Here is a 17433-nt window from a genome sequence, read left to right on the forward strand (position 1 = left end):
TCTCCAAGGCTGGCGATGCGCGAAGCTGCCGCACTGGCCGCCGATAAGCAAATGAAATTGCAGGCATTGTTGGGGCATGGGCGCTCGGTGGTCGACGATATTCGACCGCAGTGTCGGATCGATCATCGGCTCAGCGTCATTATGGAGTGTCCCGCAAGGAGATTTCCGATGAGCAACGTCGTTATCGATATGACCATGTCGCTGGAGGGCTACGTTGCCGGGCCGAACGACGGCAAGGCCTATCCGCTGGGCCAGCATGGCGGCATGGCGATTTTCGACTGGTACACCAGCGGCACGGAGCAGGTGCAGACGCCGCTGTTCAGGCCAGCACCGGGCGCCAACCGCGATGAGGTGGACGCAATGTTCGCGGACTCCGGCGCCTTCATCTTCGGGCGCCGGACTTACGACATCACCGATGGCTGGGGCGGGCGGCATCCGGTCAATGGGGTGCCGGTGTTCGTGCTGACCCATAATCCGCCCCAGAATTTCCCCAAGGGGCCTTCGAACCTGACCTTTGTGACGGATGGCATTGCCAGCGCCATCGAGCAGGCGCGCGGCGCGGCCAATGGCAAGGACATCAAGCTGGGCGGGGCCTCGCCCGGAAAGCAGGCACTGGCGGTCGGGCTATGCGACGAAATCAACGTGCATGTCGCGCCCTATCTGCTGGGTGGGGGCGTGCGGCTGTTCGATGAGCTGCCGGAGGGCATCAGGTTGGAAAAGCTGCACGTGAGCGACGGGCCGCTGGCGACCCATATTCGCTATAAGGTGCTGAGGACCTGAGAGTAATGAGGGGAGAGCCGCTTGGGAATGCAGACCGGCGAACCGGCTTGCAACGTCTCTCCCCTGTCAGAACAGCCTGGTGGACGCAGGACGTTCCGAATCCGAAGCGCAATGCCTATTTGGCGAAGACGACGGCGTGTGTCGTGTCGTTGGCAGCGTTCTGTGCGGTGCGCCCGAAGGCGTCGCGGAAATCTTCGATATAGACGATGTCGGGCCGGGCGAGCTGTGTGCGGGCCAGCGTGCCGATAATGTAGGCGAGGTGAGCGCTGTTGCGAGCCCCGACTTTAGTCATGATATGGGCGCGGTGGGTTTCGACCGTCTTGTAGCTGATCGCCAGCTTTTGGCCGGCCTCGCGGCTGGTCAGCCCCTGGCCGATGAGGCTGGCGACTTCGAGTTCGCGCGGCGATAGCTTGTAGGGATTGCGCGCCTGGATGCGCGCCAGTTCTGGATCAGGCGCAGTGTCGAACATGGTCATTCAGTGCCGCATTTCCGATAGCGGGCCCGCCCCAAATGCTGCCCCTACTCACAATAGAGACAATACAACATATTGAGTCGCCTGAAAATTGTGAGGAATGACGCTGGCAAAACTGTCATGGTGAAAAAGGCCATCGTGGAAAATCCCATCGGGAGATTTTACGATGGGGTTTTTCACGAGGAACGATGACAAAGCCGGATAACCTGCTAGGTTTTGGCATCGCAGAATCCTCGGTGCGGTCTGCGACGAGGGGGAAACAGTGCTAGCTTTGGTGGAGCGAGTTCTCGATGGCATTCGCAAGTCCCGAACGGACACCGACATCATCGGTGTGCTGTCCGAGATCAGCGCATCCTTAGGGTTTCGCAGCGGCTTCCTGATCGAATACGCCACCGATCTGAAATCGGCGCTGCATATCCTGGACAGCAATCCGCAGCGCGAAGGCTGGCTTCAGGACTATGTCGCCACCGGCCTGCGTACCAGTCAAAGCGAGTTGGCGGCGCTGCTGGCGGAAGGCGGCGTGCAGACCTTCGACGGCAGCCGTTTCGATGCGGAAAGCCGCCTGCTGTCCTTCGCGCGCCGGGTCGATATCGTGGAACTGGTGCTTGTGCCGGTCAGCTTCGATGGCTCTGTCATCGGGCTGGGAGGCTTTTCGGGCAATCCGCCGCTCACCGGTGCGCAGAAGACCGCGCTACAACTGGTGGTCTATAGCCTGTTTGCACAGACCCGCTCGTTCCGGGCCAGCGTCAGCCGCACCGCGACTGAGCCGCTGACGCCGCGCGAAAAGGAGGTCATCAGGCTCTCGGCCGATGGGCTGACGTCGCAGGAGATCGCGCTGCAACTGGGCATGTCGCCGCGCACCGTCAACCAGCACGTGGACAATGTCGCCGACAAGCTGGGCACCCGCAACCGCGCCCATACGGTGGCCGAGGTGATCCGGCACGGGCTGCTCAACTAGCGCCAGGTCCTGCGAGCTATTCTTCCGGCTCGCTGGTGAACAGCAGCGGATAGCCTTTGTCGCGGGCGATTTCGGTGGCGCGGTTGGATTTCTCTTCGGCGATTTCCTTGGTGAACACGGCGACCACGCAGGAGCCCTTGGTGTGGGCGGTCAGCATGATGCCGAGGGCCTGGGCCTCGGGCACGCGGAATTCGGCCTTGAGAATGCGGACGACGAAGTCGCGCGGGGTGAAATCGTCGTTGACCAGGATGACCTTGTAGAGCGGGGGCTTCGCCGTCTTGAGGACAGTCTCGGTGCGGTTCTTGGTATCGGTATCAGCCATTGGAAGGCGCTCCTGCCAATGCTCGGGCAATCATTTTATCAAAGTCCGGCGGCCGTTTACAGATGGCACTGTGCCCCGGATGGTTCAATGGCGGAAATAACGAAAACCCGGGGCCGCGGGTTCCCCTGAGGTTTGACCGGCCAGTAGCCGGGGGCGTAGGCTCGGCCATCCCCCTATCGCTGGAGACTCACCATGGACTATCGCCGCCTTGGAACGACCGGGCTGGAAGTGTCGCGCATTTGCCTGGGCTGCATGAGTTATGGGGACGCGACGCGCGGCAATCACGAGTGGACGCTGGACGAGGCTACCAGCCGGCCCTTCATCAAGCAGGCGCTGGAGGCGGGGATCAATTTCTTCGATACGGCCAATGTCTATTCGGAGGGCACCAGCGAGGAAATCGTCGGGCGGGCGCTCAAGGATTTCGCCAAGCGGGACGAAGTGGTGATCGCCACCAAGGTGCATGGCCGGATGCGGCCGGGGCCGAACGGTGCAGGCCTGTCGCGGCGGGCGATCATGGCTGAAATTGACAACAGCCTGCGGCGGCTGGGCACCGACTATGTGGACCTCTACCAGATCCATCGCTGGGACCCGGCGGTGCCCATCGAGGAAACGCTGGAGGCGCTGCATGACGTGGTCAAGGCCGGCAAGGCCCGCTATATCGGCGCGTCCTCGATGTTCGCCTGGCAATTCGCCAAGGCGCTGTATCTGCAAAAGGCCAATGGCTGGGCGCGGTTCGTGACCATGCAGGACCATCTCAACCTGATGTATCGCGAGGAAGAGCGCGAAATGCTGCCGTTGTGCCGGGCCGAGGGGGTGGGCGTCATCCCGTGGAGCCCGCTGGCGCGGGGCAAGCTGACGCGCGACTGGGACGAGGGAACTCCGCGCAATAGCACCGACAACGTGCTCGCCAAAATGTACACCGACACCGAGGCCGCCGACCGCAAGGTGGTTGAGGCGGTGGCTCAGGTGGCGCAGCGGCTTGGCGTGTCGCGGGCGCAGGTGGCGCTGGCGTGGGTTTTGCAGAACGACGGCGTAACGGCGCCTATCGTTGGGGCGACCAAGCCGCAGCATCTGACGGACGCGGTGGCGTCGGTTGGGGTCAAGTTGAGCGCCGAGGATGTGGCAGCGCTGGAGGCGCCCTATGTGCCGCATGAGATTGCGGGGCATTAGCCGATTAGAGGTGAACGTTCACCAAACTCGGTGTCACCCCGGTGGAGGCCGGAAGCCATCTCAAGATAGAGAAGCCATCTCAAGATAGAAGGGCGGCCGCAAGGTCGACCTGGCGGCGTATGGTGTGATCTCGGGATGGGCCCCGGCCTGCGCCGGGGTGACATCGCGTGTGGGGACGTTTCAGGGTCAGGCTAAAGCTTGAGCTTGAACCCCTCGTGCGACTGATCGAAGCCGAGTTTGCGGTAGAAGCGGTGGGCGTCGGTACGGAGCTTGTTGGAGGTGAGTTGCACCACGCCGCAGCCGGCTTCGCGGCAGCGTTCGATGGCCCATTGCACCATGGTGGTGCCGAGGCCGGAGCCGCGCTGGTCGGAGCGGATGTGGACGTTTTCCAGCACTCCGCGCTTCATGCCGAAGGCCGGCAGGCCGGGCAGGAAGCTGATCTGCAGCGTGCCGACAACCTCGCCATCGCGCTCGGCGACGATCAGCCGATGGGCTGGATCGGCCTTGATGGCGGCGAAGGCCGCCAGGGTGCGCGGATCGGTAAAGGTGGCCGGATCGAGCGAGGGTGTATCGGGGCCGCGCGCGTCGCCGGCATGGCTGAGGGTCAACATGATGGGAATGTCGGCGGCAGTGGCGTCGCGGAAGGTCAGGTCGGGCATGGCGGCAATCCCAATGAGGAGACTGCGCCCGTTCTAGCGACGAAACGGCCGCCGGAACAGCCGGGCTGTCTTAGGAATGCCTGGCTTGATCGAAGGCGCTGGCGGTGTCGCGATCGAGCAGCGTGCCGCCGTCGCGCAGGAAGAACGGCAGGTCGCGGCAGGTGGCGATGATGGAATCGAGGAAGCCGGGAAAGCGCTGATCGAGATCTGCGCGGCGCAGGGTTACCAGCCGGCGCGTACCCTCGGGACGCACATGCACGACGCCGGCCTCGCGCAACTTGGCGAGGTGATAGCTCAGCGAGGTCTTGGAGCCCAGATCGAGAAACTGCCCACAGGTCATGGCGTTTTCCTCGTTGCGCGCGAGGTAGCCGATGATGGCAAGGCGGGTTTCGTCGCCCAGCGCGGTCAGCACATTGGCGAAGACGATCTGCTCGATATCGGGATGCGGAAGATAGGTCATGACCATCACATAGCGCATCGCTGGCCTGCTTTCAATGTTCAAAGACTTTTGAACTTTACCTTGACAGTCCGGTGATCGAGGTCCAATTGTTCAATGAATTTTGAACAAAGAGGTTTCCTCATGGATATCCGTCTGATCTGGCTGGCGGTCGGCACCTTCGCCATCGGCGTCGAGAGCTTCGCTATTTCGAGCCTCTTGCCGCAAATTGCCGATTCCACCGGGGTGACGCTGACGCAGGCGGGCTATCTGGTAATCGCCTTCGCGCTGGCCAATGCCTTTGGCGCGCCGGTGCTGGCAGCGCTGACTGGCACGGCCGACCGGCGGCGCACGCTGACGCTGGCGGCGCTGGTGTTTTCGGTCGGCGCGCTGTGGGCTAGTTTTTCGCAGGGCTATTTCGAGCTGATGGCGGCGCGCGTGCTGATGGCGTTTTCGGCGGGGCTCTATACTGCGACGGCGCAGGCCACGGGCGTCGCCATTTCGTCGGTTGACCATCGGGCGCGGGCGATTTCGGTGATTGTCGGCGGCACCACGATGGCGGTGGCGTTTGGGGCGCCATTGGGCGCGCTGATCGGCGGATTGGTGGGTTGGCGCGGTGCCTATGTGATGGTGGCGGCGTTCGGCGTGATCGCGGCTGGTTCGATCTGGCTGCTGTTGCCGGCTGGGCTGCGCGGCGCACATTTGCCCTTGCGGCAGCGTATCGCGGCGATCGGCATTCCGGGTGTTCCGGTGGCGCTGCTGACGACGTGGCTCTACATGACCGGCGGCTTTACGGTGATCATCTACATCGCGGCTCTGACCACCAAATCGATTGGATTGCCAGCGGCCTTGGTGCCGGCGGTGCTGCTATCCTTCGGCATTGGGGCGGCGATCGGCAATGTGGCGGGCGGGCAGTTGTCGGACCGGCTCGGGTCGCGCCAGACCATTATCGGGGCGATCGTGCTGTCGGCGGCGCTGATGTTCGCGATGTCTGCCGTGGTGCATTTGCCGGTGGCAATGGTGGGGGCGGTGTTCTTTGCGCTGATCTTCGTCTGGGGCTTTGTGGCCTGGGCGTTTTTGCCGCCGCAGTCGAGCCATTTGCTGGGCTTGTCGCCCACGAATGCACCGCTGGTGCTGTCTCTCAATGCGTCGGCGCTTTATCTCGGCATCGCGGCCGGCTCGTTCGTCGGTGGGCTGGTGTTGCAGAATGCCAGTGTCAACGATCTGGGCTGGATCGGGGCCTTGTTCCCGGTCGCGGCGCTGGTGCTGACCGTAGTGGCGGCGCCGGGCCGCGAGCGTATCACCGGCGAAATGCGGCTGGGCTAACGGCGCGGTGCCAGGAGCCGCGCCAGCCCGACCACGCCGAGCGCCATGATGGCGGTGCCCACGGCCAGCCATGAGCCCGCCGCCCAGATGGCGCCGGTGCCGGCCCACAGGATTGAGGCGAAAGCCTCGGTCAGGGTGGCGGCGCGGGAGGCGACCTGGCGGCGGCGGAACATCGAGCGTTTCGCCGGAACGCGGAACCAGAGTTGGATCGCGGTGGCGGAACTGGCCGCGATCGCGGCGCAGGCCGCCGTCACCAGTGCCATCTGCGGCGAGGACAGCGCCAGCATGAGCAGCAGCGGCGCGAGCACCAGGGCGATGATGACCAGCACGGCCTCGATCTTGGCGGTGAGCACGGCGCGGGGCGCGACCGGGGCCGTGGCCACCAGATCGTGCGCGTCCTCGCCGGAGATGGCGAGCCAGGCCAGCCCGCCCGCCAGTTGGCCCGCGGCCATGACCAGAACCGGAACCACCACCACATAGGCGCCGGCGCGGTCGCCGTAGTTGATCCACAGCATCAGGGCCGGGGGTAGCAGGTAGAGCATCTGCATCAGCGTCTGCGACAGCAGCCACGGATCGCGCTGCAATAGCCGCCATTCCTTGGCGCGCAGCACGGCGCGTTGCGAACGGGTGCGGAAGGGCTGGGCAGCCGGCTTGCGGCGGTTGCGGATGTGGGACAGGCCGGTGGCTGAAATGGCGTGGCGGCCATAGCTGGAGGCGGTGGCGGCGATGGTCAAGGCGAGTGCGCCAAAGCCCAGCAGGGCGACGATGGCGAGGGCTGTGAAATCGCCCATGCCGGCGCGGGCGGGGAGCCAGAGGGGGTTGTCGACGCCTGGGGCAGCCGAGATGACTGCGGCGGATTCGAACAGCGAGAACCGCGAGAAGCTGCCGTAGTAGAGAATGGCGGCGGCCTGGATGCCGATGACGAAGCCGGCGCCGACCAAGGCGGCGACGATCTGGGCGATCAGTCGCGTGCGCTTGGGGCCGACGGTGCGGAACAGGGCGATGGTGATGGCCACCGCGATGGCGGCGGAGAGCGCGCCGAGGGCGGCCAGCGTGCCATAGGCGGCTAGCCATTTGGGGCCATCGAGCACGATCAGCGTGTTGATCATCGGGCTGGCGAGCAGGCAGGACAGTACGACCGTTGACAATGCAACCGCCGCCGTGCGCACCGCAAACAGGCGGCGCGAGGAGGCGGGGGAGGAGAGGATCAAGTCGAGATCGGAGCGGGCGTAATAGACGCGGGTGACCGATTCAAGCGCTTGGCTGAGCATGACCGACCAGAACAGCAATCCGCCGCCGGTGAGCAGCACGAGGGTTGGTTTATCGGGCGTGATGCCCCGGGCGACCCAGGGGGCCAGGATCGTATAGGCCATCAGGTGCAGCAGCACGTAGACCACGCCGAGCACTGCGGCCAGCACGATGCCGCGGGTGCGGCGGCCGCCGGTCATCATGGCAATGCCCTCGCGCCAGGCGAGGTTGATTTCGTGGCGGGCGAACCAGCTCAGCGAGGCGGGTGCAGCGCTCATGCGGCGGCTGGCTCGGCGTCGTCTTGTGCCACCAGATCGAGGAAAATTTCCTCGAGGCTGGTCTGGCCGCGGCCGATGCGGGATCGCAGTTCGGTCAACGTGCCCTCGGCGATCAGGCGGCCATGGGTGATGACGCCGATGCGCTCGGCCATGCGTTCGGCGACTTCGAGAATGTGGGTGGTCATGATGACGGTGACGCCATCGCGCACCTTGCCGAGCAGCACGTCCTTGACCTGGCGGGCGGAGCCGGCGTCGAGCCCGGTCAATGGTTCGTCGAGGATGATGAGCTTGGGATCGTGGACGAGGGCGCCGGCCAGCGCGACCTTCTGCAACATGCCCTTGGAAAAGCTGCCGCACAGCTCGTTGGCATGTGGGCCCAGGCCCAGCCAGCCGATCAGCTCATGGGCTTTCGCCTGCGCCGTCTTGGCATCGATCTGCCAGAGGCCGGCGACGAATTCGAGATATTCCAGCGGGGTCAGGCGGTCGTAGACCATAGGCTCGTCCGACACCCAGGCGGTGACGCGCTTGGCGGCGAGGGGATCGCGGCGGGCATCGATGCCGAAGATGGAGATGGAGCCTTCGTCGGGCTGTAGCAGGCCGGCGACCATGCGCAGGATCGTGGTCTTGCCGGCGCCGTTGGGGCCAAGCAGGGCGTAGAACTCACCGGCGCGCACTTGCAGAGCCAGATCGTTGACCACCTTGCGGTCGAAGGTTTTCGACAGGCCGGTAATGGCAAGGGCAGGCGTGGAACTGGACATGGCGGCTCCGGCTGGGCTGCCGGAACTCTAGGCGTGCCGCCTTGCGGCGAGGTGAACGCGATGGGTTAAGATTTGGTCCATCCCCGATCTATTGCAGGCCGGCGGGGTCGACCGTGCCGATACTGCAGCCGCCATCGGCGGGGCGGGCAGCGGCGGTCAGCGAGGCGAGGTCAGCATCTTGGGTGACGGGACCGACGAGGCTGATGGTGAGTTCGCTGATCAGGAAGCGATCGCCGTCACGCTCGCAGTCCATGCTGACGCGTTGGCCGGTACCTGAGCCGAATGCCGCGTCGAAGGCGGAACGAATCTGCCGCTGGCTGAGCTGGCGTCCGATATTGGCGGCGAACAGATTGGCCACCCCGGAGCCGTTGAGAGCGCCCATCAGGGCGACGGCATCGGTGAAATACTGCTCCTGCGTCGCGCCATAGCAGGTGCCGTGCTTGGTCCATTCGTGGCGCTCAAGCTGCGATCGCGTGCCGGGCATGACCTGATCGAGGGCGGACCGCAGGCGGGCGCTGAGTGCGACCGGAGGCAGATCTTCCCAGGAACCGTCCTCGCTGTCGCGTACCTGATCGGCCGGAACGTCGCAGAACGCATTCTCGAATGGTTCAGGCCACAGGCCGTGCAGGCTGAAATGGGTGGCATCGAAGCGGCCCGGTGTCTGGCTGCGGCATTCGGGCGTGCGTGTATGGGCCTCGCAAAAGGCGGGCTGCCAGCTGACCGCCATTGTGTAGCGCGGCTTGGGACCCGATGCCGGTGGTTGGCGCGGTGGAGCCGGCATGCTGGCCGTGCCACCATTGAGGCTGCCACACTCGACGGCGACCCAGCGCCGGTCGGGCTGTGCGCCGGGGACCACGATCCAGTAATGCGTGGCCTGCGCCTTGTTGGCCGCAATCACGCGATAGGTGGCGCCCGGTGAAACGGTGATGTCGCCGGGATTGGTTTGCCGGTTGATCGATTGCAAGGCCGGGCAGGTGCGCTGCGCCATGAACGTGCCGTCGAGCGGCACCTCGGCCCGCACGCCGGCTCCCATGACGGCCAGCAGCAACAGGCTCAGGATCGTGCGTATCATCAAGCGCTCCAACATCGCGACAGTCTGGCCGCTGATCGTGAGCTCTGCGAGGACGTGCCGCCAGACTAAGCTGTAGCCGTACCAACAAAGGTGGCTCATGGGGCAAATAGTTGAGACGCGTTAACGAATTTTAGGGGCGATTCGGGCAATGTCTTTGCACAAGGTTAAGGACCGTTCGGAATGGCCACGAAAATCACGGCGACGCAGCAGGCCCGGCAGTCGAGCACTTTTGCTGGGTTGAAGATGCTCAATGACGCGTTGGCGAAAGCCAAATTCGCGCAGCAAGCCCATAGCGGCGGCGTGAGCTACGTGGACAACGTCGTGAAGGTGCCCAAGTACAAGACGCTGATCACCTACAACACCGAAGCGATCATGACCGAGGTGCCCATTTATGAAGGGCGCCAGGCTGCCAAGAGCGTCGCGGACGGCACCAGGTCGCTGACGAGCTTTCGGGAGGCTGGTCAAGCCGGGATCGAGATAGGCGGCACCTTCCAGGTTCAAGTCGGCAGCGGTGCTTCGACATCGATTTCGTTTGGCACCGGCCGGACCATTAACGTCACCTCGGGGTCCTCGACCACCAAATATACCTATGGGGGCGCAGAGGGCGAGTTTGCCAGCACCCTGACCAAGATTCTGGATGGCGTCCCGGGGCTGCAGGCCAAGATGGATGGCGGCCAGCTGAAACTGGAAACCGAGAAGTCGGAGTCCCTGACGCTGACCGACTCGCTGTTCAGCCCCCTGGGGTCGCTCGGCCTGACGGCTGGGAACTTCGATCTCAACGGCACCGGTATCGAGCAGGTTCAGATCGGCACCAGAATGGCGCAGACCGGCACCAAGCAGGTGGAGGTCGGGCGCGAATATAGGCGTGATGGCGACCGCGAGATCGTCACCGGTACGCATGCCGTCCAGGAAGCCGTCGATGAGAGTGAAGCGACCCTGACCGCGGCGAGCCGCAAGGCGATTCTTACGGCTGCCTTGGCCTTGGACAATGCCATTGGGCCCGCCGAAATTTCCAAGGGTGTCGCCAATCCATACGACCAGATCCGCGGCCAGATCGGCCTGACACAGCTCAAGACCGCGAGGACCAGAGGCGATCTCGGCTACAGCCCGGCACAGGTGGCCGTGATGATCCAGTCATATACCAAGCAAATGGCGGCGGCGTCCGGCACCAACAAGCTCGGTTGAGCGCCTACCGCTGCGTCACATATCCCTCGGGCACGCCCTTGGGCGAGAGGACAAACTGCCAGACCTGGAGCGCCCGCGAGCGGAAGCCGCCGGCGCAGCACAGCAGGTAATACTGCCACATGCGATAGAAGCGCTCGCCCTGGGCGTCGCGGTCCTTGGGCCATTTGGCGGCAAAATTCTCCGACCAGGCCATCAGGGTCTTGTCGTAGTGCGGGCCGATATTGTGCACATCCACGGTGGCGAAGAGGCCATCGATGGCGGTGCCGATCTGGGCGATGGAGGGGATGACGCCGCCGGGGAAGATGTACTTTTCCAGCCATGGATCGATGGTGCTGGTGGTGTGGGCCGAGCCCACGGTGTGCATCATGAACAGGCCATCGTCGGAGATGGCGCGGCGGGCGGCCTCGAAATAGGCGCGGTAATTCTTGTAGCCGACATGCTCGAACATGCCCATCGAGACCACGTGGTCGACCTTGCCGGTGAATTCGCGGTAGTCCTTGACCTGGAATTCGACCTTCAAGTCCTTGTAGCGCTCGCGGCCATAGGCGGCCTGGTCGGGCGAGACGGTGACGCCGACGCAATCGGCGCCGTATTTTTCGGCGGCGAAGCCCATGAAGGCGCCCCAGCCGCAGCCGATGTCCCAGACCTTCTGGCCCGACTTGACGCCGATCTTGCGGCAGACCATGTCGAGCTTGGCTTCCTGGGCCTGGTTGATGTTGACCACCCCCTCCGGCCAATAGCCGCAAGAGCCGGTCATGCGATCATCCAGCGAGGCGCGGTAGGCGTCGGTCTCGTTGTAATGCATGGCGGCGACGCGGCGCGAACGGGTGATGGTCTGCATGTTGAACAGGCGCGCCTGCACCGTCTGCCAGATCAGGTTCACCGATGGCCTGAAGTTCTTGTCGACCGTTTTGGTGATGACGCGGTTGAAGAACTCGGCCACGTCGGCGCAATCCCACCAGCCATCCATATAGGCCTCGCCCATGCCCAGCGTGCCCTCGGCCAGGAAGCGGTTCCACAATCGCTCGTCATGAACCTGCATGTCCCACGGATCGGGACCATTGACGACAACACCCGCGTCGGCGAGCAGGGCGACGATAGTAGATTTCTGGGTCATGTGGAGCGCAATCCTGAAGCTGGTCGCGAGTCGAACTGTGGCGACAGGAGGGCACCAGAGCAATTTTGCGACGGTATTTCAAGGGTTCAGGAATGACGAAGTGCCGTGCCAAGACGGGGTTGTCCGGGGGCGTTGGATGCGGGCGAAATAGCGCGAAAAATTTCTTGCCGGCCGCTGTAACGTTTTCCAAGGGCGCTCCGTATAGGATGGCATAGCAGTGGGGATTTGCTCATGGCCATCAGCAGCGACTATCCGCGCCCGATTACCGTCAACGGCTTCCTGTGCCGCAACTGTGATGACGTCTCGGACGCCAAGAGGTTCATCGATCCGTCGAAGCCGAATGCCGGTACGGGGGCGGGCGAGGCCAGCGACAACGATCCACAGCGGGCGGTGAAATTTGGGGGGACGCTGTCGTTCCTCAATGCTGCATCGCCGGCAAATCCGTCGCCGAGCCCGACCTCCGATATTGGCCAACGCTACGACAAAGTCGCCTGAGCCTGTAACCAGACATGGAAAAGCCCGGCTACCGATGTGGCAGCCGAGCCTTTCCTGTCGCGGCAGGATCAAGCGGATCGCCGATCACAGCGCTCCGCCCAGGGGGAGGGGTTTAGATCCTGCCGATCGACCGGAAGGCTACGGGGTCGATACCGAGGGTCCTGAGATGCCGGGAGTGGGGCACCCGACCCGACTGGACGGCCGATGCAGCGGCAACAGCGCTGCCAAAAACATCGACGACAGAACCAAGACGGGCAAACAACGATTTGTTGTGGTGGGTGTTCATTTTCCAAGCTCTCCAAGGATCCGGCCAGAGCGCCGTCGCCTTCATGATCCAATAGATGGGGCAGGGGCGCGCGGTTTGTAGGGCTGTGGCGGCAAGCCAGCCATGCCGCTGCTGCACACGCCGTGGTGTAGGTGCGGCAGAACGAATTGCTCTTGTGCAGTGAGTTGCTAGAATTTATTGACTGTGAGAGGTCAATGCGCGCTGCGCAATCAAGCTGGATACCGACATGCTGACGAAAAAGGGCAAATACGGGCTCAAGGCTTTGGCCTATCTCGCCGACGTTCCCGAGGGGCGGCTGGCTTTTGTCAACGACGTGGCGGTGGCCGAGAACATTCCCAAGAAATTCCTCGACGCGATCCTGGGCGAATTGCGCAATGCGGGCTTTGTGCATAGCCGCAAGGGCAAAGCGGGCGGCTATTGCCTGGCGCGGCCGGCCGATGAGATCAAGATCGGCCATGTGGTGCGGGTGTTGGACGGGCCGCTGGCGCCGATCCCCTGCGCCAGCAAAACGCGCTACCAGCCGTGTAGCGACTGCGATGTCGCCACGTGTCAAATCCGGCATTTGATGCTGGACGTGCGCAACGCCATCGCCGAGGTGCTGGACAATACGAGTTTGACGCAAATGAAAGCGTTTGGGGACCCGGACGAGTTATTGGTGGCGCAGGTGAGCGCTTAGGCTTCCAGAGTTGGGCGGCCGGCAGTGTGCCAGCCGCCAACCGTTCCTTACAAATCGATCCGATACACGCCGAAACCGGCTTCGCTGGTCTCGCCGGTAGCTTCGATCTTGACCGCGGTCACGTCCGCCAAGTGCCCGGCGGCTTTCGGGCCGGTTTCAAACAATACTGTCGTGCCCCCAATCGGAGCCAGCGACCAGTTGCTGTCGGCCTTGGGGTTGATGGTGCCTTCTTCGATGATGAAGCGGATCAAGAGGTCACGATTGGTATCGGGGCCCTTGAACACGATCTTGTCGGCGCCGGTGCCGGGGAAATTGCCGCCGCCGCCGGCGCGGTAATTATTGGTCGCGACGACGAATTTGGCCGCGGGGTCGATAGGCTTGCCGTCGAACATCAGGTCAATGATGCGGTTGGCGTCGGGATTGGTGACGCTCTTGCCATCGGTGGCATATTTCGAGGGCTGGGTGAGGTCGATCTTGTAGGTGACGCCGTCGATGACGTCGAAATTGTATGACGGGAAGTCGAGGTTGATCAGGGCAGCGTCCTTGGCGCCCTTTTCAATCTGGTTGAAGATGCCGGCCGAGCGTTCCAGCCAGTCCTTGACCTCGGCGCCGGTGATCGCAACCGCCATGATGGTGTTGGGATAGAGGTAGAGATCGGCGACGTTCTTGATAGCCACGGGGCCGACCGGCACATCGGTGTAGTAATCGGGACCGCCACGGCCGCCAGCCTTGAACGGCGCGGCGGCAGAGAGAAGCGGCAGGGCTTCCCACTCGGTGCCCTTGAGCATCTGCTTGAGATACCAGGTCTGGGCCTGCGAGACGACCTGCACCGACGGATCGTCGGCGACGAGGGCAAAGTAGGAGTAGAGCGGTGCGGAGGTTTCGCCGACCGGGCGGCGGACATATTCCAGCGTTTCGTCATGCTCGATCTGGGCGGCCTCGATGATCTTGGGCTCGTCCTTGACCAGGGCTTTGACCTTGCCGTCGACGCGCTCGAAGATCGGGCGGGCTTCGGAGGTGTGTGAGACGATGCTCCACTTGCCGGCAGCGTCCTGCTCCAGCAGCAGGTCGATCAGGCCCATATGGCTGCCCCAGAAACCGGCCATGACGGCGGGCTTGCCGGCCAAGGTGCCCTTTTCCAGATCGGCGCCTTCAAGGCCCTCGAAGTCCTTGGAATTGGGGAACACCAAATGCTGGTGGCCGGTGAGGATCACATCGATGCCCTCGACGGCGGCAAGCTGCAGCGAAGCGTTTTCGGCGCCGGGGCCGCCATCGGCGGCGATGCCCGAATGGGAGAGCGCGATGATGAGTTCGGCGCCTTCCTGCTTCATCTTGGGGATATAGGCCTTGGCGGTCTCGACGATGTCGCGGGTATTGACCTTGCCGGCCAGATTGCCGGCGTCCCAAGTCATGATCTGGGGCGGCACGAAACCGATCAGGCCGATCTTGATGGTTTTGGTGGCGCCGGCGCCGTCGGTCAGCTCTTTGTCGATAATCATGTAGGGGTCGAGATAGGTCTCGTCGGCCAGAATGTCGGCACCGAGCGTCTCGCCCTTGACCAGGTTAGCGGAGACGAAGGGGAAGCTGGCGCCCTGCAGGGCGGTATCGAAATAGTCGAGGCCGTAGTTGAATTCGTGGTTGCCCACGGTGGCGGCTTCATAGCCCAGCGTGTTCATCGCGGCGATCATGGGGTGGACATTGTCCTCCAGGCCCTTTTCGTAGGCGACGTAATCGCCCATCGGATTGCCCTGGATGATGTCGCCATTGTCGATCAGCATGGAATTGCCGGCCTCGGCGCGGATGGCGTCAATGATCGAGGCAGTGCGGGCCAGGCCCATCGTGTCGTTGGGGGCGTCGGCGAAATAATCATAGGCGAAGACCGCGACGTGCAGATCCGTGGTTTCCATGATGCGCAGGTGGACTTGGTTAGCCTGGGCGCTGGCGGCGAAAGGATGCAAGGCAGCCATGGCTCCGACACTAACGGAGCCGGCCAGGAAGGCGCGGCGGGAAATGGCGGGATCAAATTTCATCGCGGTTCTCCGGAACGATCCAAGGTTTGGATGGAGGCACGGGAACGATAACCAGCAGCGCCGGTTGTGTTCCGCACTGAACAGTAAGCCTCCTCTTGCCGACCTCAAATGACGCTGCCATGACGCCGACTTGGCAAGTGTTAGGGAAATTGGACCGGACGGTCAAATTTTCACATTTGCTGGCAGCTTGCGGCTGTGCGAAACGTTAACGGCAGGGGCCGGTAGGAGAACACGACCATGAAGTGGCAAGGGCGCGAGCGCAGCTCCAATATCGAAGACCAGCGTGGTCAGACCGGCGGCGGCCTGGGTGGTGGCCTGGGCGGTGGCAATCCGTTCGGGCGTGGTGGCGGTGGTATGCGCCTGCCGACGGGCCGCTCGGGTGGCGGCATTGGCGGGCTGATCGGCATCGTGGTGGTGGTCGGCCTGATCTGGGCGCTGACCGGGCAGAACCCCATCGACATTTTGACGGGTGGCTCCGGCACCAGTTCGAGTGCTACTTCGTCACCCGCCCGGCCATTGCCGCAGGCTGGCCAGGATGAGCTGGCCGACTTCGTCGGCGTGGTGATCAAGGAGACCGAGGACCTGTGGGGCGCGCAGTTCAAGGCTGCGGGCCAAGTTTATACCCCGCCCAAGGTCGTGCTGTTCACCGATAGCGTCAACACGGCCTGTGGCGCGGCGGATTCCAGCACGGGTCCATTCTACTGCCCGAACGACAAGAAGGTTTATATCGACCTGGCTTTCTACGACCAGTTGCGGACCGAATTCGGTGCGCCGGGCGACTTCGCCCAAGCCTATGTGCTGGCTCATGAAGTCGGCCATGCGGTGCAGGACCAGACCGGCGTATTGCCCAAGTTCAATCAGCTGCGCCAGTCTATGAGCACGGAAGAATCCAACGCCTATTCGGTGCGGATCGAGCTGCAGGCCGATTGCTATGCGGGTATCTGGGCCAATTATGCGGGCCAGGAAAACCTGGTTGAACAGGGCGATTTCGAGGAAGCCCTGAATGCCGCCGACCAGATCGGCGACGATACGCTGCAGAAGAAGATGCAGGGTTTCGCCGTGCCCAAGACGTTTAACCACGGCACGTCGGCCCAGCGCCAGACCTGGTTCGCGCGCGGGTATAAGAGCGGCGACGTGAACCAGTGCGATACGTTCTCGGGCAATGTCTAGAACCTCGGTCTTCAACTGAGGTTGGTCTGCAAATGCCAGTTTTCTGCGCTTCCGGTCCTCACGTACCTAAGTACGCTCCGGTCCGGTTCTCAAAAACTGGCATTTTCGACTCAACCTGAGTTGAATGCCTTCGGCCCTAGCGACCGTCTGCCGTAAAGCTAGGCCTTGACGAATTCCGGCTGCTGCTCGGCGCCGTTTTGCGCACGTACGTGGTTGAGGAACCGCGTGAACAGGTAGTGGCTGTCGCGGGGGCCGGGGCTGGCTTCGGGGTGGTATTGCACCGAGAAGATCGGCTTGCCGTCCACGCTGAGGCCCGCATTGGAGCCGTCGAACAGCGAGATATGGGTCTCGGTGACGCCGGCGGGCAGGCTGGTCTTGTCGACCGCAAAGCCGTGGTTCATCGAGGTGATCTCGACCTTGCCGGTGGTCAGGTCCTTGACCGGATGATTGGCGCCGTGATGGCCCTGATGCATCTTGGATGTAGTGCCGCCCAGCGCCAGGCCGAGCAGTTGATGGCCGAGGCAAATGCCGAATACGGGCTTGCCGGTTTCCATCAGCGCCTTGATGGTCGGCACGGCATATTTGCCGGTCGCCGCTGGATCGCCGGGGCCGTTGGACAGGAAAATACCGTCCGGCTTGTGCGACAGCACATCTGCCGCGGTGGCGGTGGCGGGGACAACGGTCACGCGGGCGCCCTGATCGGCGAGGCACCGCAGGATGTTGCGCTTTGCGCCGTAGTCGACCGCGACGATATGGAACGGCGCATCCTCGAGCTTGCTGTAGCCTTCGCCCCATTTCCAGCTTTTCTGGTCCCAGTGATAGGTCTGGGCCGTGGTGACTTCCTTGGCGAGATCGAGGCCCACAAGGCCCGGGAAGGCCTTGAGTTCGGACATGATCGATGGCTCGTGGAAATAGCCGTCCGGCGAGTGCGCGACGACGCCGTCGGGCATGCCGCCCTCGCGGATTTTCGCGGTCAGAGCCCGCGTGTCGATGCC

General features: G+C 63.3%; 18 protein-coding genes. 8 read left to right on the top strand and 10 right to left on the bottom strand.

The features are described from left to right. The first annotated feature begins 168 nt into the window (after positions 1–168). Positions 169–780 carry a dihydrofolate reductase family protein gene (locus JWP26_RS21730; protein WP_299732966.1) on the top strand — a complete coding sequence of 204 codons (612 nt, stop codon included), beginning with the start codon at positions 169–171 and terminating at the stop codon, positions 778–780. 115 nt (positions 781–895) lie between these two features. Here JWP26_RS21730 and JWP26_RS21735 read toward each other — a convergent pair whose 3' ends face one another. After that, on the bottom strand, positions 896–1255 hold the full coding sequence (locus tag JWP26_RS21735) for a LuxR C-terminal-related transcriptional regulator (RefSeq protein ID WP_299732969.1): 360 nt from the start codon (positions 1253–1255) through the stop codon (positions 896–898). Positions 1256–1514: 259 nt separating this feature from the next. Here JWP26_RS21735 and JWP26_RS21740 point away from each other — a divergent pair, with 259 nt between their 5' ends. After that, on the top strand, positions 1515–2210 hold the full coding sequence (locus JWP26_RS21740) for a LuxR C-terminal-related transcriptional regulator (protein WP_299732972.1): 696 nt from the start codon (positions 1515–1517) through the stop codon (positions 2208–2210). Positions 2211–2226: 16 nt separating this feature from the next. Here the strand turns inward: JWP26_RS21740 and clpS are convergent, their stop codons facing one another. Next, the gene (gene clpS / locus JWP26_RS21745) at positions 2227–2532 is read right to left on the bottom strand and encodes an ATP-dependent Clp protease adapter ClpS (protein WP_299732975.1); all 306 of its coding nucleotides are present in this window, start codon (positions 2530–2532) and stop codon (positions 2227–2229) included. Positions 2533–2724: 192 nt separating this feature from the next. On the opposite strand from clpS, the gene JWP26_RS21750 reads away from it, so the two are divergent. Continuing rightward, positions 2725–3702, top strand: coding sequence for an aldo/keto reductase (locus tag JWP26_RS21750; protein ID WP_299732978.1), 978 nt, complete (start codon positions 2725–2727; stop codon positions 3700–3702). 191 nt (positions 3703–3893) lie between these two features. Here the strand turns inward: JWP26_RS21750 and JWP26_RS21755 are convergent, their stop codons facing one another. Together JWP26_RS21755 and JWP26_RS21760 are read right to left on the bottom strand one after the other, a co-directional pair. Beyond that, entirely contained in the window at positions 3894–4361 is a 468-nt protein-coding gene (locus tag JWP26_RS21755; protein ID WP_299732981.1) for a GNAT family N-acetyltransferase, read from the bottom strand. Between the two features lie 70 nt (positions 4362–4431). Then, entirely contained in the window at positions 4432–4821 is a 390-nt protein-coding gene (locus JWP26_RS21760; protein ID WP_299732984.1) for a helix-turn-helix domain-containing protein, read from the bottom strand. A 120-nt stretch (positions 4822–4941) separates the two neighbouring features. Between JWP26_RS21760 and JWP26_RS21765 the strand changes: the two genes are divergently transcribed. Continuing rightward, complete coding sequence (locus JWP26_RS21765; protein ID WP_299732987.1) at positions 4942–6123, top strand: MFS transporter; 1182 nt, start codon at positions 4942–4944, stop codon at positions 6121–6123. Here JWP26_RS21765 and JWP26_RS21770 read toward each other — a convergent pair. The 3 genes from JWP26_RS21770 to JWP26_RS21780 form a co-directional block, all read right to left on the bottom strand. Further along, complete coding sequence (locus JWP26_RS21770) at positions 6120–7649, bottom strand: permease (RefSeq protein WP_299732990.1); 1530 nt, start codon at positions 7647–7649, stop codon at positions 6120–6122. The two genes, JWP26_RS21765 and JWP26_RS21770, sit on opposite strands and share 4 nt — an antisense overlap. Then, positions 7646–8407 (bottom strand): ABC transporter ATP-binding protein, encoded by a 762-nt coding sequence (locus tag JWP26_RS21775; protein WP_299732993.1) that lies wholly within the window; start codon positions 8405–8407, stop codon positions 7646–7648. The genes JWP26_RS21770 and JWP26_RS21775 overlap by 4 nt, the downstream gene beginning before the upstream one ends. 88 nt (positions 8408–8495) lie before the next feature. Continuing rightward, positions 8496–9479, bottom strand: a complete 984-nt coding sequence (locus JWP26_RS21780; RefSeq protein ID WP_299732996.1) for a ribonuclease — start codon at positions 9477–9479, stop codon at positions 8496–8498. Between the two features lie 180 nt (positions 9480–9659). On the opposite strand from JWP26_RS21780, the gene JWP26_RS21785 reads away from it, so the two are divergent. Continuing rightward, positions 9660–10664 (top strand): hypothetical protein, encoded by a 1005-nt coding sequence (locus JWP26_RS21785; protein ID WP_299732999.1) that lies wholly within the window; start codon positions 9660–9662, stop codon positions 10662–10664. A 4-nt stretch (positions 10665–10668) separates the two neighbouring features. Here the strand turns inward: JWP26_RS21785 and cfa are convergent, their stop codons facing one another. After that, positions 10669–11781, bottom strand: coding sequence for a cyclopropane fatty acyl phospholipid synthase (gene cfa / locus JWP26_RS21790; RefSeq protein WP_299733002.1), 1113 nt, complete (start codon positions 11779–11781; stop codon positions 10669–10671). A gap of 231 nt (positions 11782–12012) precedes the next feature. On the opposite strand from cfa, the gene JWP26_RS21795 reads away from it, so the two are divergent. Continuing rightward, positions 12013–12276 (top strand): hypothetical protein, encoded by a 264-nt coding sequence (locus tag JWP26_RS21795; protein WP_299733005.1) that lies wholly within the window; start codon positions 12013–12015, stop codon positions 12274–12276. A gap of 512 nt (positions 12277–12788) precedes the next feature. Continuing rightward, the gene (locus JWP26_RS21800; protein WP_299733008.1) at positions 12789–13238 is read left to right on the top strand and encodes an Rrf2 family transcriptional regulator; all 450 of its coding nucleotides are present in this window, start codon (positions 12789–12791) and stop codon (positions 13236–13238) included. Between the two features lie 47 nt (positions 13239–13285). Here the strand turns inward: JWP26_RS21800 and JWP26_RS21805 are convergent, their stop codons facing one another. After that, positions 13286–15268, bottom strand: a complete 1983-nt coding sequence (locus JWP26_RS21805) for a bifunctional 2',3'-cyclic-nucleotide 2'-phosphodiesterase/3'-nucleotidase (protein ID WP_299733011.1) — start codon at positions 15266–15268, stop codon at positions 13286–13288. Between the two features lie 237 nt (positions 15269–15505). Here JWP26_RS21805 and JWP26_RS21810 point away from each other — a divergent pair, with 237 nt between their 5' ends. After that, positions 15506–16438: a neutral zinc metallopeptidase gene (locus JWP26_RS21810; protein ID WP_299733014.1), complete on the top strand. Its 933-nt coding sequence runs from the start codon at positions 15506–15508 to the stop codon at positions 16436–16438. A 158-nt stretch (positions 16439–16596) separates the two neighbouring features. On the opposite strand, the gene JWP26_RS21815 is transcribed toward JWP26_RS21810, so the two are convergent. Then, on the bottom strand, positions 16597–17433 hold an 837-nt coding region (locus tag JWP26_RS21815), incomplete at its 5' end, for a carbamoyl phosphate synthase small subunit (protein ID WP_299733017.1).

The organism is Devosia sp. (assembly GCF_028290435.1).
GTDB lineage: Bacteria > Pseudomonadota > Alphaproteobacteria > Rhizobiales > Devosiaceae > Devosia.